The sequence below is a fragment of the Massilia sp. LXY-5 genome, assembly GCF_059801075.1.
This window is the reverse complement of the sequence record NZ_JBNNEH010000002.1, coordinates 703,757-719,675: the sequence shown is the minus strand read 5'-3', so window position 1 is coordinate 719,675 and position 15,919 is coordinate 703,757. Positions and strand designations below refer to the sequence as shown.

14 protein-coding genes and 1 tRNA gene are annotated in these 15,919 nt (G+C 69.0%); 8 read left to right on the top strand and 7 right to left on the bottom strand.

All coding sequences use genetic code 11. From position 1 onward, the window contains the following. Positions 1-112: 112 nt before the first annotated feature. Complete coding sequence (locus ACI48I_RS06760) at positions 113-253, top strand: hypothetical protein (protein ID WP_498573699.1); 141 nt, start codon at positions 113-115, stop codon at positions 251-253. A gap of 32 nt (positions 254-285) precedes the next feature. On the opposite strand, the gene yiaA is transcribed toward ACI48I_RS06760, so the two are convergent. The 7 genes from yiaA to ACI48I_RS06725 all read right to left on the bottom strand — a co-directional run bounded on the left by yiaA (position 286) and on the right by ACI48I_RS06725 (position 7,442). Then, positions 286-705, bottom strand: coding sequence for an inner membrane protein YiaA (gene yiaA / locus ACI48I_RS06755; RefSeq protein ID WP_498573698.1), 420 nt, complete (start codon positions 703-705; stop codon positions 286-288). 138 nt (positions 706-843) lie between these two features. Next, positions 844-1,218 carry a fluoride efflux transporter CrcB gene (gene crcB, locus ACI48I_RS06750; protein WP_193688999.1) on the bottom strand — a complete coding sequence of 125 codons (375 nt, stop codon included), beginning with the start codon at positions 1,216-1,218 and terminating at the stop codon, positions 844-846. Next, the gene (moaE, locus tag ACI48I_RS06745; protein ID WP_498573697.1) at positions 1,215-1,673 is read right to left on the bottom strand and encodes a molybdopterin synthase catalytic subunit MoaE; all 459 of its coding nucleotides are present in this window, start codon (positions 1,671-1,673) and stop codon (positions 1,215-1,217) included. The genes crcB and moaE overlap by 4 nt, the downstream gene beginning before the upstream one ends. After that, positions 1,670-4,330 (bottom strand): DUF349 domain-containing protein, encoded by a 2,661-nt coding sequence (locus ACI48I_RS06740; protein WP_193685159.1) that lies wholly within the window; start codon positions 4,328-4,330, stop codon positions 1,670-1,672. Before ACI48I_RS06740 ends, moaE begins: the two co-directional genes overlap by 4 nt. Positions 4,331-4,410: 80 nt before the next feature. Beyond that, positions 4,411-5,001: a hypothetical protein gene (locus ACI48I_RS06735; protein ID WP_193685158.1), complete on the bottom strand. Its 591-nt coding sequence runs from the start codon at positions 4,999-5,001 to the stop codon at positions 4,411-4,413. A gap of 225 nt (positions 5,002-5,226) precedes the next feature. Further along, a complete protein-coding gene (locus ACI48I_RS06730) occupies positions 5,227-6,207 on the bottom strand; it encodes a DUF2804 domain-containing protein (protein WP_498573696.1) in 981 nt (326 codons plus the stop codon). Further along, positions 6,204-7,442, bottom strand: coding sequence for a winged helix-turn-helix domain-containing protein (locus tag ACI48I_RS06725; RefSeq protein WP_498573695.1), 1,239 nt, complete (start codon positions 7,440-7,442; stop codon positions 6,204-6,206). Before ACI48I_RS06725 ends, ACI48I_RS06730 begins: the two co-directional genes overlap by 4 nt. Before the next feature lie 117 nt (positions 7,443-7,559). Here ACI48I_RS06725 and ACI48I_RS06720 point away from each other — a divergent pair, with 117 nt between their 5' ends. From ACI48I_RS06720 to dbpA, 7 genes are all read left to right on the top strand, one after another. Beyond that, positions 7,560-8,801, top strand: a complete 1,242-nt coding sequence (locus ACI48I_RS06720) for an exonuclease SbcCD subunit D C-terminal domain-containing protein (RefSeq protein ID WP_498573694.1) — start codon at positions 7,560-7,562, stop codon at positions 8,799-8,801. Further along, positions 8,798-12,559: an AAA family ATPase gene (locus ACI48I_RS06715; RefSeq protein ID WP_498573693.1), complete on the top strand. Its 3,762-nt coding sequence runs from the start codon at positions 8,798-8,800 to the stop codon at positions 12,557-12,559. Before ACI48I_RS06720 ends, ACI48I_RS06715 begins: the two co-directional genes overlap by 4 nt. A gap of 60 nt (positions 12,560-12,619) precedes the next feature. After that, positions 12,620-12,829 (top strand): hypothetical protein, encoded by a 210-nt coding sequence (locus ACI48I_RS06710; protein WP_193685153.1) that lies wholly within the window; start codon positions 12,620-12,622, stop codon positions 12,827-12,829. Between the two features lies 1 nt (position 12,830). Then, positions 12,831-13,976 (top strand): methyltransferase, encoded by a 1,146-nt coding sequence (locus ACI48I_RS06705; protein ID WP_498573692.1) that lies wholly within the window; start codon positions 12,831-12,833, stop codon positions 13,974-13,976. A gap of 47 nt (positions 13,977-14,023) precedes the next feature. After that, positions 14,024-14,100, top strand: a tRNA-Met gene (locus ACI48I_RS06700). 67 nt (positions 14,101-14,167) lie between these two features. Then, positions 14,168-14,413 (top strand): hypothetical protein, encoded by a 246-nt coding sequence (locus ACI48I_RS06695; RefSeq protein WP_498573691.1) that lies wholly within the window; start codon positions 14,168-14,170, stop codon positions 14,411-14,413. 26 nt (positions 14,414-14,439) lie between these two features. Further along, positions 14,440-15,846: an ATP-dependent RNA helicase DbpA gene (gene dbpA / locus ACI48I_RS06690; RefSeq protein ID WP_193685150.1), complete on the top strand. Its 1,407-nt coding sequence runs from the start codon at positions 14,440-14,442 to the stop codon at positions 15,844-15,846. Positions 15,847-15,919: the final 73 nt, after the last annotated feature.

Below are 15,919 nucleotides of genomic sequence, written 5' to 3'. Positions count from 1 at the left end.
GTACTCCCTAGTGAGTGTTCTTGACTAGGAAATAAAATTGGGGTGCCGCGACACATTTCAAGATGCGCAAGACAGTGGTAAATTCATGCTTTCCTGCAACATTCACGGAGCCATGCGATACCTCACCTTATTCCTCCAGTTGCTCACCACCCAGACACAGGCAGGCGCAGCCGAACTCGGCGGATCGAGACCGATGCAGGAAAACTGGATGAAGGAACTCGAAGCGGCGACGCGCCTGGAGAACCCGCGTTGACGGGCGCGCCCAGCTTTGCCAGCCTTGGCGGTTCAGGTGTAGTCGGCCTGGACCTGCGCAGCCTTTCCGCCCAGGTCGCGCGCGTTCTTCTGTACCGCCACCACGGCGAACAAGCTCAGCAAGAACGACATCGCGTAGAAGCCCTTCTCGCTCGGCTGCAAGCTCGCATTCCAGAGACCGACGGCCAGCAGCAGGATGACGGCGCACAGCGAGACCCAGCACAGCATGAAATACATCCCGGTGACCGCGATCCCCTCGCTGCGGTCGCGCACTGATTTTTGCAGCGAGACCGAAGCGAACAGGCCATACAGCAACAAGGTCAGGTAATAACCTTTCTCGTTGAGCGCCATCTGCGCGTTCCAGAGACCGATCAGGAAAGCACAGGCGCCGATGAAGAGCGCGGCCCAGGATGCGCCGACGAAGGCGGCGGTCGGTCGTTGAACAGTGGTCATGGCGGGCTCCCGTTAGTTGTCCGGCAGAAAGTCTAGCATGGCGAATCACTGGATGATTGAGAAACTGCAGGAGTATCGGCTGGTGATACCGTGCGGTGCGCAGGGTGGCGTCGGGACCACCCAGCAACCGGGTTCGGATCAGCCGCGTAGCGCGCGCCAGGTCGCGAAGCCGGCCACGCACAGCAGGATCGACCCGCCCAGGTGCAGCAGCGTATGCGCCAGCGCCCAGCCGTAGTCGCCGCGCTGCATCAGTCCCACCGATTCGGCGGAGAAGCTGGAGAAAGTCGTCAGGCCGCCGAGGAAGCCGGTGACGATGAACAGCCGCCATTCGGGGTTCAGGTGCGGGCTGGCGCTGAAAAAACCCACCGCGATGCCGATCAGGTAGCCGCCGACCAGATTGGCCGCCAGTGTGCCGGCCTGCACCTGGGCGTGGACATTGGTCAGCCACATGCCCAGGCCCCAGCGCAGCCAGGCGCCGAGCGCGGCGCCTGCGCCGACTGCCAGCCAGCTCAAGCGGTCACCCACTTGGCCTTGGCGCTGTCGTCGCTGATGCGCGCATCGACCCAGCGCGCGCCCTCGGGCGTCTGCTCCTTCTTCCAGAACGGGGCGTCGGTTTTCAGATAGTCGATGATGAATTCGCAGGCGGCGAAGGCTTCGCCGCGGTGCGCGGCGCTCACCGCCACCAGCACGATCTGCTCGAGCGGCGCCAGCGGGCCGACGCGGTGGATCACCAGCGCGTTGTAGAGCGGCCAGCGCTCCTGCGCCTGGGCCACGATGGCTTCCAGCGCGCGCTCGGTCATGCCCGGATAGTGTTCCAGCTCCATCTCGGAGACCGATGCACCGTCGTTCATGTCGCGCACGGTGCCGACGAAGCTGACCACGGCGCCGACGCGCGCGTCGCCTTCGCGCAGGCGCGCCAGTTCCCGGCCGAGGTCGAAGTCCCCGGCCTGCACTCTCACCTCGCTCATTTTCCCTCCCGTGCCGTGCGCATCAGGAGCTGATCGATACGCAGCGCCGTCCGTTCGTCGACCAGTGCCGGCAGCGCGCAGAGCGCGTGCAAGGCGGTATGGCGCCCGGCCGGCTTGTTGCCTGCCTTGAGGGTCGACTGCAAGGCCTCGACCTGGAGTTTCAGGCGGTCGCGCGCGAACTCGGCGCCGCTGTCGATGCCGGCTGCGACTTCCTGGCGCAGCAGTTCGCCGAGCAGGGTCGGCCGGTTGGCTTCGAGCAGGCGCGCATAGCCGGCGCGGTCGGTATCGAGGGCGTTCAGGGCCGCCTCGAAACGGGCGTCCAGCACCGGATCGTATTCGGGACCGGCCGCCAGCAGCGCAGCCCAGCGCGCGCGCCAGTCGGCGCTCGAGACCGGCTGGTCCGGCTGGGCCAGGGAATCCTCGAGTTCCTGGACGGCGCGCAGCTTGTCGCGCAGGGCGCCGGCCAGCGCCAGGCCGGCGGCGCGGCGCGACAGGTCGGCGTGGTGCTGCACCTTGGCCACGGCCTCGTGGTAGCGCTTCTCGACCCGCGCCTCGTGCGCACGTGGTACGGGCCCGATCGCATGCCATTCGGCCGCCGCTTCGCGCAGCAGTTTTCCGGCGCTGGCCGCGGTGGCCTCCGGCGCGGCCGCTTCCAGGCGTGCGCTGATCGCTTCCTTGGCCGCTTCGTGGGCGCGGCGCTCGGCGTCGAGCGCGTGCGCGGTTTCCTTGCGCCGGGCGAACAGGTCGTCGCAGGCGGCGCGGAAACGCTGCCACAGCGCCTGCTCGGCCTTGCGTTCGAGCGGCAGCGCGCGCGCATGTTCCTGCCAGCGCGCCTGGATGTCGCGCAGGTGGTCGACCGCGTGCCGGTCGTGCGGATCGATGGCGAGCACTTCGTCGATCAGTTCCTCGCGCCCCGCCACTTCCATCTTGCGCTGCTCTTCCAGCGGGCCCTGCAGCGTGGTCAGCGCGGCGCCGAACAACTGGTCCAGGCGCTTCTTGTCCTTGCGGTCGATTGCGCCCAGGTGGCTCCAGGCCAGGCGCAGGCGCTGCACCGTGCCGGCGACGTGCTTCCAGTCGGCTTCGCCCGATTCCAGGCGCGCGATCTCGGCCTGGGCCTCGGCGACGATGGCTTCGCCCTTCGCCGCATTCGCATGGCGCTCGTCGGCCAGGTGTTTGAAATGGGCCGCGGCCGGGGCATAGGCCACCGTGCAGGCGTGGTCGAAGCGTTCCCACAGGCTTTTCGGCGCCGCGCCGGACAGGCTGTCGAGCGCCTTCCAGCGCTCGCGCATGCTGCCGACCTTCTTCGCCAGCTCCGCCATCGCCAGGTTTTGCGTCGGCAGGCCTTCGACCGTCTTGATCAGTTCTTCGCGCGAGACATTGCCGCCCCAGCGCGCCCAGTCCGACAGGCGCTTCAGTTCGGCGCGCAAATGGGCCAGGCGGTCGGCCTGCGGGCCGGTCAGACGAATGCCCTTGCTCTTGGTCTCTTTCAGCGCCTTGTCGAGTTCGGCCGCGTGGGCAAGCGAGCCCTGCTGCAGGGCGGCTTCCAGCGCATCCATGTTGTCGAGGAAGGACTGGTCGGCGCCCTTCGTGGCTTTGGGGGGACGGGCGGCGTGCGCGTCGGCTGCCGCAGCGTCGCTGCTCGCGGCAGCCGGGGCCGGCGATCGGGCCGATTTATGCACCGGCTGGGGCAAACTGGCCAGCAGCGCATCGAAGCGCGACTGCAGCTCGCTCGCCGCCGCGCCTTCGGGCAGCGGCGGCAGCTTTTGCCAGGATTTGCGCAGGGTCTCGGCGCTCAATTCGGCAACCGGCTGCGCCTGCCATTCGGCGAGCGCCGCCTCGCGCGCGGCCAGGGCCGCCTGCGATTGTTCGAGCGTGGCGAGCATCGCGGACAGGCGCGCATGCTCGGAGGCGAATTCCGCCACCAGCGCACGCGGCAGCGAGGCATGCTCGGGTGCGGCCAGCGCTGCGGCCTGCTCGGCCAGCATTCCTTCCAGGCTGCCGGCCATGTCGGCTGCATTCAGGCCAGCCGTCTCCAGCCGGCGCAGGGCGCCCAGGCGGTCGATCATGGCGCGTTGCAGCTGCACCTGGGCTTCCAGGCGGGCGCCGAGCTCGGCACGCACGGGCGTGAATGCGTCCGTCAGTTCGGGGGCGGCGATCACGGCCCATTTACGGTCGAGATCGGCCACCTGGTTGGGCGTCAGGTGGGCGTCCGCCAGCAAGGCGCGCGCCTGTTCCAGGGTGGCCTGGCCGCGCGCCAGTTCGGCGTCGTGGTGGCGGATCGCATCCAGGCGCGACTGCATCAGCTTGGCAACGCGGCGGTCGAGGTTGCGCATGGCCGTGTGCACGCGCTCGAGCGCGGCGCGGCTGTGCACCAGCTCGGCCGCGGAGAGGCGGAGTTCGGAAAATTCGCAGCCGAGGATGAAGTCCACTGCGCGCGATTCATCGCCGTCCAGCATTTTCAGCTGCTGGGCCTGCTGCTCGCGGACGGGCGAAGGGGGACGCGCCCCGGCCGTGCCTGCGGGCGCGCCTTCCTTCGACTTGCCGTCCGGGTCGCCAGGGGCCGCTGCCGCCTTGGCCGAGCGGGACGGCGCGTCGGTTTGCGCGCCGCGTCCATTGCCCGATTTATCGCCCTGACGCTTGAAAAGGAATTCGAACATGATGAAATCGCACTTCCAAAACCCCCATCATAGCAAAGAACGATGCGGGTTTTTTTGTGGCGTCCCCGGCGGCAACGGGATTAGTGCACGTGGGAGACCGGCGGACCTTGCCGATGAGTATGCTCGGCGCGGACGGGGCGGTGGGCCGGCGGCGGTGCCCGTCCGCGGTGCTCTTCGCGGTAGGCGTCATAGGCCAGCATCTGGTTCGCCACGGCAAACCAGGCCTCGCCGGCGATGGCCGCGCGCGCAATCGGAAACAGCTCGCGCTCCTCGCGATCGAAGCGCAGTTCGAGCGCCACGCAGAAACGCTCGACCGCCAGGCAGAAGGCATCGACGCCCTCCTCGTCGTTGATGCTTCCCGCAGCCAGGCGGCAGGCGGTGCCCAGCGCCTCGGCCGCGCTGCGGCTGAGCATGTCGAGCTCGCACAGCAGAGGCTCGGCCCCGGCGCCGGCGCGGCGCAGTGCCGGCAACAGGAAACGGTCGAGCTTGCGGCCCTGGCAGCTTTCGTAGAGCCGGCGCAAGGTATCGCAAACGTAATCGGCCTGACCCTCGGTCAGCGCACTCTGGCGGGCATAGCTTTTCTGTACGAGCTGTTGCACGGCATGCAGGCTGACCCGCATGCTGGTTTGTTCCACGGAAAGCGCAACGAGGGTGTAGGTCGCGGTAAGCATTCAGTCTCCTCTCGGCGTCGTCAACGCAAGCGCATGCTCCGCAGGGGAACACGGCGTGGCTGGACATTGGTTTTGGACAGGCTGAGGCGGATGATTTTTCTTCTCTTCAGCCTGAAGGAACTAGTAGTGTAAGGAGCGGCTGGGGTGCGGGTTTGATATTGATCAAACTCCGCCTAGGCTGCTGAGCGCCAAACGTCAACCGGCGAAAGCGCCATGCGTTACGGTTTACCAGCGTGCGCGGTAGTCCTCGGCCAGGCCCGCGAGCCCGGTTACGGCATGCCGTGGCGCATCCGGCGCCGCCCGCACCCAGCCGTCGAAACGACCCACATGCTGGCGCATGTTGCTGCTTGCAATCAGCAATTGCTTATTGTCATCCCGAGTGCCCTCCGGCGTGAAGCGCAGGTCGAGCAGGCCGTCGGCGGTGCGCAGCATCCAGCAGCCGCCAGGCTCGATTCCCACCTCGACATGCCCAAGCGGAAGCAATGCACCGTCCAGCCAGAGCGCATTTTCGGCGTCGCCGAAATAGCCGGCCTGCAGATTGAAGCCGATCCGGCCGCCGTGCGCCGAGATCCAGCGCCAGGCCGTGCGGCGCCCCAGCAGACCGTTCGAGAAGTCGTAGCTGGCCATCCCGCCGTCGAGGGAATAACGGCGCCCGCCGGCTTCGAGCGTCCCTTCCAGCGCCAGTCCCGGCGACTTCTGGGTGCTGTGCACGCTGCCGCCGTCGAACACGGGGCCGATCGCCAGCAGGCGCGGCCCCTCGCCCGCGTAGGCGGCGTCGATGCGAAAGCGCCCGGCGCGCAGCCGCAGCCGATGGCCGTGCTCGCCCGCCCCTTCGATCGCAACCTGCCGGCCCGGCATCGTAAACCGCGCACCTTCGGCCACCGTGGCCCCGACCGCGGCCGTGAGGCCCGCTACGCCCAGCGGAGAAAATGCGGCAAGGACGCGGCGCCCGGCGCGGTCGAACACGTAGGCAAAGGCGGTATTGCTCCAGCCGATATCGACGATCGCCACGCCGCAGAACAGCTCATCGGTGACGAGGGCGACGAAATGCCAGCGCTTGTGATGCAGGCGCCGCCACAGGGAAGGCCGCGCATGGGGTGCGGCCAGTTGCGCCCAGTCCGGGGCACCGGCCAGCCCCTGGTAGCGGCCGAAGCGCGGCAGCCCGTCCGGGCCGACGGCATTCGACGGGGCCGGCGGCAGGATCATGCGGCCGCCGCGACCGCTTCGCTGCCGAGCAGTTCGCCGAGGCGCGCGTCGAGCGAGGCCGGCTCGCTGCGCACGATGCGCAGCTTCGGGCATCCGTGCCAGCGCGCGCAGCGCTGCAGCGCCCCGGCCACATCGCGCAGCAGCGCATCGCTGGCGCGCACGCCGGGCTCGAAGAACACGGCCTTGACTTCGAATACGCCGTCGCGCCGGTGCGCCTTGGCGTCGACGCGCGCGACCAGGGCGCCGCGGCGCAGCACCGGCAAGGTGAAATAGCCGTAGCGCCGTTTGGCGGCCGGCGTGTAGCACTCGAGGCGGTAGTCGAAGCCGAACAGTTCCAGGGCGCGGCGCCGGTCCCAGACCACGGGATCGAAGGGAGAGAGGATGGTGCTCAGGGTCGGTGCCAGCGCACCGTCTGCCGCCTGTTGCGCCAGTCCGGCGTGGTCGGGGTGGAGGTAGACCGGGTCGTCCCAGCCCGTGACCCGGGCGCGCAGCAGCAGGCCTTCGTCCGCCAGCTGCGCGAGGTCGACGTGCGGACGCCGCGTGCGGTGGTAGTCGGGAACCCAGGCGGCGCGCGCGACGCCCAGCGCTTTCACCGCCCGCAAGGCGAAGCTGCGCTGAACCTGCGCCAGGGACGGCATCCGCGTATCGTCCCATTCCGGGTGCACGCGTTCGGCCAGGTCGTAGACGCGCTGGAAATTGTGGCGGCGCGCGATCATCAGGGCGCCCGAGGTAAACAGGACTTCCAGCGAGCGCTTCTCCGGCTTCCACTCCCACCAGCCTGCCGCCTTGCCGTCGCTGCGTTCGAAGTCGGACGAGCGCACCGGGCCATGGGTGCGGATATGGGCCAGCAGCGCGGCGACTTCACCGGCGCGCTCGCGCATCCAGGTCGCGGAATACTTCCAGCCCATCGCGCTCGGGTCGAGCATGCGGTGGCGATACAGGCCGTAATCCTCGCGCGGGATGAAGCAGGCCTCGTGCGCCCAGTATTCGAAGAGCTTGCCTTCCGCCAACAACTCGTCCAGCCATGCGCCCGGGTAATCGCCGAGCCGGCTCCACAGCACCAGATAGGGACTGCGCGCGACGACGTTGATCGTGTCGATTTGCAACACGCCCATGCGGCGGATGGTGTCCAGCACATCGTCCTTGACCGCCTTGCGCCGGCGCGGTTGCAGCAAGCCCTGGGCAGCGAGGTGCAGGGCGCGGGCGGCGCCGATCGAGAGGATAATGTCGCTCATGTAAATATTCTAATGAGGTTTCGCGCACCGGCGCGTGGCCCCCCGGAATTTTTTTGAACGCGCGGACCAGCTGCGCTATAGTGCAGCCGTCCCCACCTCCCCTTGATCGATTTCCGCATGCGGCTGTTGCACACTTCCGACTGGCACCTCGGCCAGACTCTGCACAATTACGACCGGACCTACGAACACCAGTGCTTCCTCGACTGGCTGCTCGACACCATCGTAGAAGAAGAGGCCGACGCGCTCCTGATCGCGGGCGACATTTTCGACAACGCCAATCCCTCGTCCGCCGCCCAGCGCCAGCTGTACGGGTTCCTGCAGCGGGCGAAAGCGCGCGCGCCGCAGCTGCAGATCGTCGTCATCGCCGGCAACCACGATTCGCCAGGCCGGCTGGAAGCGCCGGGACCGCTGCTCGAAGCCCACGGCACGGTGGTGATCGGCAACGTGGTGCGCGGGCGCGACGGCGCGATCGACCTCGAACGCCTGATCGTGCCGCTGCACGACAAATCCGGGGAAGTGAAAGCCTGGTGCCTGGGCGTGCCTTTCCTGCGTCCGGGCGACGTGCCGAAGGCGGAGGTCGAAGGCGACGCCTACCTGAACGGCATCGCCCTGCTCTACCAGCAGGCCTTCGCGCTGGCGCAGTCGCGCCGTGAACCGCAGCAGGCGATCCTGGCCATGGGCCACTGCCACATGGTCGACGGCCAGTCCTCGATCGACTCCGAGCGCCGCATCGTCATCGGCGGCACCGAGGCGCTGCCGGCCTCGATGTTCGATCCCGCCATCGCCTATGCGGCCCTCGGCCACCTGCACCTGGCCCAGCGCGTCGGCAAGAAGGACCATCTGCGCTATTCGGGCAGCCCGCTGCCGCTGTCGTTCGCCGAAGTCGGCTACCAGCACCAGGTCTTGCGCATCGACCTCGACGGCCCGGTGGCGAAGGAGGTCACGCCGCTGCTGGTGCCGCGCGCGGTCGAGCTGCTGCGCGTGCCGTCGAAACCGGCGCCGCTGCCGGAAGTGCTGGCCGCCCTGGAGGCGCTCGACCTCGACCCCGGGCTGCCGCCGCAATGCCGGCCCTACCTGGAAGTGCGGGTGCTGCTCGACGGTCCCGAGCCGAGCCTGCGCGCCCAGGTGGAGGCGGCCATTGCCGGCAAGCCGGTGCGGCTGGCGAAGATCGAACCGACCCGCAAGACGGTCACCCGCGAGATTGGTGCCGACGCCCTGACGCTCGACCAGTTGGCCCAGCTGCAGCCGGACGACATCTTCCGCCGCCTGTGGCAGCAGCGCTTCGGCGAAGAGGCACCGAACGAACAGTTGACGGCCTTTGCCGAACTGATGCTCCCCGGCGACGCGGAGCGCGCATGAAGATCCTGCGTATCTCGGGACGCAACCTGGCGTCCCTGGCCGGGGATTTCCGCGTCGACTTCGAGGACGAACCGCTGGCGTCGTCGGGCCTGTTCGCGATCTGCGGCCCGACCGGCGCCGGCAAAAGCACCCTGCTCGACGCGCTCTGCCTGGCCCTGTATGGCAACACGCCGCGGCTGCAGCAACGCAGCAGCCGCGGCGCCCTGCCCGACGCCGGCGGCGAGTCGGTGTCGACCACCGACGCCCGCAACCTGCTGCGCCGCGGCGCGGCCGAAGGGCACGCGGAAGTCGATTTCGTCGGCAACGACGGCGTGCACTACCGCGCGCGCTGGAGCGTACGGCGCTCGCGCAACAAGGTCAGCGGCCTGCTGCAGGCCTCGAACATGACCCTGCACCGGCTGCCGGAATTAGTCGCCTTGGGCGGCACCAAGACCGAGGCGCAGGCCGAGATCGCGGCGCGGATCGGCCTGTCGTTCGAGCAGTTCACGCGCTCGGTGCTGCTGGCGCAGAACGAATTCTCGGCCTTCCTCAAGACCGACGAGAACGAACGCGGCGAGTTGCTCGAAACCCTGACCGGCAGCGCCGTCTACAGCGAGATCTCGAAGCGCGCTTACGAACGCTACAAGCAGGAGCAGGATGCGGTGCGCCGCCTGACTTCGCGCCTGGCCGACCAGACCCCGCTGGCCCAGGAAGCCCGCGCCGAACTCGATGCCGGGCGCGCGGCGGCCGAGGTCGCGCTGCAGGCGGTCGACGTGCGGCGCGCCCTGCTGGAAGCCCAGCTGCGCTGGCACCAGGAACGCGAACGCCTGCGCCAGCGCGAAGCGCAGGCGGAAAGCCTGCTGCAGGAGGCGCGCGCGCAGGTCGACGCCGCCGGCGCACGCCGCATCCGCCTGGCGACCCTCGATGAAGTGCAGGCGGCGCGGCCGCTGATGGCGGAACTCGCGCGCCTCGATGCCGAACGCGTGCAGATCGAAGCGACGCTGGCCAACGGCCAGGCCGACCTGGCCCGCGCCGCCGAAGCGGCGCGCCAGGCGCTGCAGGAAGTGCAGACCGCGACGCTGGCATTGGCGTCGGCCGAAGCGGCCCAGTTTGAAGCCGCCGCCCGGCTCGATGCGGCCAAGGCGCTCGACGCGACGATCGGGACGCTGTCCGGCGCACATGCGCAACTCGCGGCGCGACGCGACGAGACGGCGGCGCAAGTCGTCCGAACGCGCGCCCTGCTGCTCGATGCCGAGAGCCGCCTCGCGCAGACGCGCGAGGCCGAAACGCGCAGCGCCGCCTGGCTCGCCACCTACGCCAGGCACGAAGCCCTGGCCAGCCAATGGCCGCGCTGGGACAAGCTGTTCATGCAGGCCGCGCAGGCCGCCGCGCTGGAAGAGCAGAACCTGGCCGCGCTGGCCAGGGCCGAGCGCGCACGCGTGAACGCGGCCGCCACCGCGCAGGCTGCGCAGGAGGCCGCCGCACGGGCGACGGCACGCATCGCCGAACTCGAGGCGGCGCGCCAGGCCGCGGCCACGGCGCTGGCCGGCGTCGATCCGGACGCACTGGCGGAGGAACGCCAGCGCCTGGACGCGCGGCGCGAACAGCTGGCCGCCGCCGTGCGCCTGGCGAAAGGCCTGCACACGGCGCGCGAGCACCTGGCCCGGGTCGACGCCGACCTCGAACGCACGCGCGCCGCGCGCAGCGCCGCCGAAGCCCAGCTGGCGGCGGCCGTCGCCGCCGAGCCTGCGCTGGCCGGCGCCGCCGCCCAGGCGGAACAGGCCTTGAACGCCGCCGAACTGGCCTGCGCCGATAATGTCGAAGCCTTGCGCGAAGCGCTGGCCGATGGCGAACCCTGCCCGGTCTGCGGCAGCGAAGTCCACCCGTATGCCCATCAGGACGCGCGCCTGCATGCCGTCTTCGACCTGCTGCGCACCCAGGTCGCCGAGCGCCGCGCCGACGTCCAGCGCAACCTGTCGGACCAGGCGACGCGGCGTGCCGAGTTCGCGTCGAACGGCGAACGCCTGCATGCGCTCGCCGCGGAGCGTGTGGTCCTGGGTGCCGACCTCGCCGAACTCGAGGGCGCCTGGGGCGCCAACCCGGTCTCGGCCGAAGCCCCGCCGGCCGGCGAGCGCCAGCCCTGGTTCGAGGCGCAGATGTCCGCCGTGCGCGAGGCCCTGCTCGCCGTCGAGGCGCGCCAGCAGACGGCCCGGCGCGCGATGCAGGCACGCGAGACGGCCCAGGCCAGCTTCGAGGCCGCCACCGCCGAACAGCTGCGCCTGCGCGATGCCGCCCACAAGGCACAGGCCGCACTGGGCACGCTGGAGGCCGAACACAAGACCTTGAGCGCCCAGCTCGAACGTGAGCGCGCTTCGCTGGCCGCCGTCCTGGCCGAGCTCGACCCCGTACTGGTCGACGCCGCCGGAGACGGCTGGCAAACCCTGTGGCGCCGCAATCCCGTCCAGTGGCATGCGGCGCGCGCGGCCGAAGCCAAGGCGTGGACGGCGCAGTCGGCGCAGTTGGCCGAACAGCGCGCCGCCCTGGCGTCCCTGGCGTCCGCGCAGCGCGAAGCGGCCGTGCGCGCCGAGCATGCGGCAAGCGCCGCCGCCGCCGCGATGGAGGCCTGTGCCCGCAGCGAAGCCGAGCTGCGCGAACGGCGCGCCGCCCGTGCCGCCCTGTTCGAAGGGCGCGCCGTGGGCGAGGTCGAACACAGCCTGCGCCAGGCCGTGACGGGCGCCCGCGAAACCCTGGCCGCGCGCCAGGCCGCCGCCGGCGAAGCGGCCCAGCGCGAAACGCGTGTGCGCACCACGCTCGTCCAGGCCCAGGAGCGCATCGGCGCCTTGCAGGACGATGCGCGGGACGCCGCCGCGCGCCTGGCCGACTGGATCGAAGACTACGCCGCCCACCACGGCGACCTGGAAGCGGTCGAGAACCAGGCGCAGCTGGCGAGTCTGCTGGGGGTCGGCGCCGCCTGGCTGGCCCAGGAACGCGCGGCCCTGGCGGACCTGGATGCGGCACTGGCCAAGGCGGCCGCCGTGCTGGCCGAGCGCAAGACCCAGCGCGACCTGCACGAACAAAGCGCAGCCCCGGATGGCGCCATGCAGGACGGCGCTGCGGTCGCCGACGCGCTGGAAGCGGTGCTGGAAGAACGCAGCGCCGTACACGAGCGGGCAACCAGCCTGCGCCTGCAGGCGGCGCAGGACGACGAGCGGCGCATCAAGGCGCAATCGATGCTGGCCGAGATCGAGCGCCAGCAGGCGATCGAGGCGCGCTGGGGACGCTTGTCCGAGCTGATCGGATCGGCCGACGGCAAGAAATTCCGCAACTACGCCCAGCAGTTCACGCTCGACGTCCTGCTCGGCTACGCCAACAGCCACCTGAACCAGCTGGCGCGGCGCTACCGCCTGGAGCGCGTCGACAATGCCGGCGCGCCTTCATTGGCATTGATGGTGCGCGACCAGGACATGGGCGGCGAAATCCGCTCGGTCAATTCGCTCTCGGGCGGCGAATCCTTCCTGGTCTCGCTGGCGCTGGCCCTGGGCCTGGCTTCGCTGTCCTCGAACCGGGTGCGGGTCGAGTCGCTGTTCATCGACGAAGGTTTCGGATCGCTCGACAGCGACACCCTCGGCGTCGCGATGGACGCGCTCGACGCCCTGCAGTCGATGGGCCGGAAAGTGGGCGTGATCTCGCACGTGCAGGAAATGACGGAGCGGATCGCGGCCAAGATCCAGGTGAGACCCACGGGCGGCGGAAGCAGCGCGGTGAGCGTCGGGACGTAACGGTGCCGGGATGCGCCGTTGTACAATGACGCCCTTTGCATCCCGGACCTGATCGATAACATGAAACCCGCCCGCACCCTCACCTTCAAATGCGCCAAGTGCGCCAAGAACGTCACCGTCTTCCTGCAGAAAGTCTCGGCCTGCTCGCACATCCAGCCTTACCAGGGCATCTGCGGCTGCGGCGAAGTGCGCCGCCATGCGACCGGCAACCCGGACGCCGTGAAATCCTTCCTCGAGTCGGGCGACGGCAACTGGCATCACCATCACTGACATGACCCACATCGAATGGGTGGAAAACGGCGTGGCAAGGTCCGCGCTGTGGCGCTCGGAGAGCGGCTGGCCGGCGCCCAAAAAGGTCGTGATCGCCGACGACACGATGGCGGCAGACACGGCCTATCGCCTGGCGCTGGACGGCACCGCCCTGCTCTGGCGTGGCGACTTCCAGAATGCGCGCCAGCTGCTGCAGGCGCTCGCGCGCCGCATCGACCACAAGCCTGCACGCGCCAGGCGTTCCAGGGCCGGCGCAACTGCGCCTACGCTGACCGAACAGTTCCACCGCCACCGCCTGGCGCAGCTGCAACGCGCCCGCACGCTGGCGATGCTGCTGATCCCATTCGATCTCGACTATACGATCCCGCTGCGCCGCGCCCCCGATGTACGGCAAGCCTGTAATGAAGCCTATGGCGCCCAGGACGAGCCCTTCGTGGTCTCGCTGCGCGAATTGCTGGGCCTGATCGGCGCGCACGAGTGGCGCAGCAAGGGCGTGCCCGTCCCGGCACTCGATGCGCGCATCCACCCCTGGTATGGCGTGTTCTCGCCGGTGCGCGGCGAATACGTCGAGCTGGTGGCGCAGGCGCCGCTCCCGAAAAACGCGCATCTCGCCTTCGACATCGGCGCCGGTACCGGCGTGCTGTCCGCCGTGCTGGCGCGGCGCGGCCTGCGGCGCGTGGTCGCGACCGACATGGATGCGCGTGCGCTGGGCTGCGCACGCGAGAACATCGATCGCCTGGGCCTGGGCGCGCAGGTCGAGATCATCGAGGCCGACCTCTTCCCCGAAGGCCGGGCCGATGTCGTCGTCTGCAATCCGCCCTGGCTGCCGGGCAAGCCGAGTTCGGCCATCGAATACGCGATCTACGATCCGGACAGCCGCATGCTGCGCGGTTTCCTGAACGGTTTACAAGCGCACCTGGCGCCGGGCGGCGAAGGCTGGCTGGTGCTGTCGGACTTCGCCGAGCACCTGGGCCTGCGCTCGCGCGAGCAGCTGCTGGGCTGGATCGCAGCGGCCGGCCTCGAAGTGGCAGGCCGCCACGACGTGCGCCCGACCCACCCGAAGGCGCAGGATGCGGACGATCCGCTGCACGCGGCCCGGGCGCAGGAAGTGACTTCGCTGTGGCGTCTGCACAGCGCAAACGGGTAAATTTCCCCCGCATTTGCATCCTGGCGCACGAAGCAGTACAATAGCGCTGCGGGGTGGAGCAGTCTGGCAGCTCGTCGGGCTCATAACCCGAAGGTCACAGGTTCAAATCCTGTCCCCGCAACCAAATACTAGCTTTAAAAAAGCCCGACTCTTGCAGCCGGGCTTTTGTTTTCTGGGCCCAGCGACGCCGGATGAGAGACAAGAAAGACAACGCCACGATCGACCTGCCGGGTTTCGAACCGGCCGCCCCGCTCGAAGCCGGCGCTTTTACCCAGGGCGAGCCCAGGCGCAACACTCCCCGTCCCCGCCGCACCGGCGTGAAGCAGGAACAGATTTCCCTGCTCGAAGAAACCGACACCAGCGGCCTGCCAGTCTGGCGCCGCGACGACAACCTTGATTTGACCGGCTTGCCGGTCTGGGCACCGGCCTCAGAGTAGCCCGGTAATTCCGGCTGGAGGCCAACATGACCACTTCTTTCTCCGCGCTGCCGCTGGCACCGCAATTCCTCGACAACCTGGGCACGCTCGGCTACCACGAGATGACCCCGATCCAGGCCGCCAGCCTGCCCTCCGTGCTGGAAGGCCGCGACCTGATCGCCCAGGCCAAAACCGGCAGCGGCAAGACCGCGGCCTTCGGCATCGGCCTGTTGCACAAGTTGAACCCTGCCTGGTTCGCGGTCCAGGGCCTGGTGATGTGCCCGACGCGCGAACTGGCCGACCAGGTCGCCGGTGAGTTGCGCCGCCTCGCGCGCGGCGTCGGCAACGTCAAGATCCTGACCCTGACCGGCGGCACCGCGATGCGTCCGCAAATCGCCTCGCTCGAGCACGGCGCCCACATCGTGGTCGGCACCCCGGGCCGCATCCGCGACCACCTCGGGCGCGCCACGATCGACCTGTCCAAGGTGCAGACCCTGGTGCTGGACGAGGCGGACCGCATGACCGACATGGGCTTCTACGACGAGATCGCCGGCATCGTGTCCGCCTGCCCGCAGCGGCGCCAGACCCTGCTGTTCTCGGCGACCTATCCGGACGACATCCGCCACGCCACCGCCGGCTTCCTCAACGATCCGGTCGAGATCGCCGTCGAAAGCCAGCACGACGATTCGAAGATCGAGCAGCGCTTCTACGAAGTCGGCTTCGACAACCGCGACGAGGCCGTGGCGCGCCTGCTGCGCCATTATCAGCCGGCCTCGACACTGGCCTTCTGCAACACCAAGGCCCACTGCCGCGAACTGGCCGATTCCCTGCGCGACCAGGGCTTCTCGGCCCTCGCCCTGTACGGCGAGCTCGAGCAGCGCGAGCGCGACGAGATCCTGATCCTGTTCGCCAACCGCAGCTGCTCGGTGCTGGTCGCAACCGACGTCGCCGCGCGCGGCCTCGACATCGCCAACCTGGAAGCGGTGATCAACGTCGACGTCTCGAAGGATGCCGAAGTCCACGTGCACCGCATCGGCCGTACCGGCCGCGGCGACGAAACGGGCCTGGCCCTGTCGCTGTGCGCGCCGAACGAAAAGAAATGGGTGAAGCTGATCGAGGAGTACCAGAACACCGAGGCGTCCTGGTACAAGCTCGACGACCTGGGCGACACGGTGTTGCCGGCCGCGCCCGCGCCGATGGTCACCCTGATCATTGCCGGCGGCAAGAAGGACAAGCTGCGTCCGGGCGACGTGCTGGGCGCGCTGACGGGCGACGCCGGCTTGCTGAAGGAACAGGTCGGCAAGATCAACGTGACCGAATTCCAGACCTATGTGGCACTGGCGCGCGACGTGGCTGACGCCGCCTACCGAAAACTGAATGCCGGCAACAAGCTGGGACCGGATTTCGGTAGTTTCAAGGGCCGCAGCTTCAAGATGCGTTTTCTGGACGTCTGATCAGTATCTAAAGCGCACTTCAGGGTGCGCACGCTTGAACTCTACAGCGACACGGAGTAGGTAAATCTGGCAT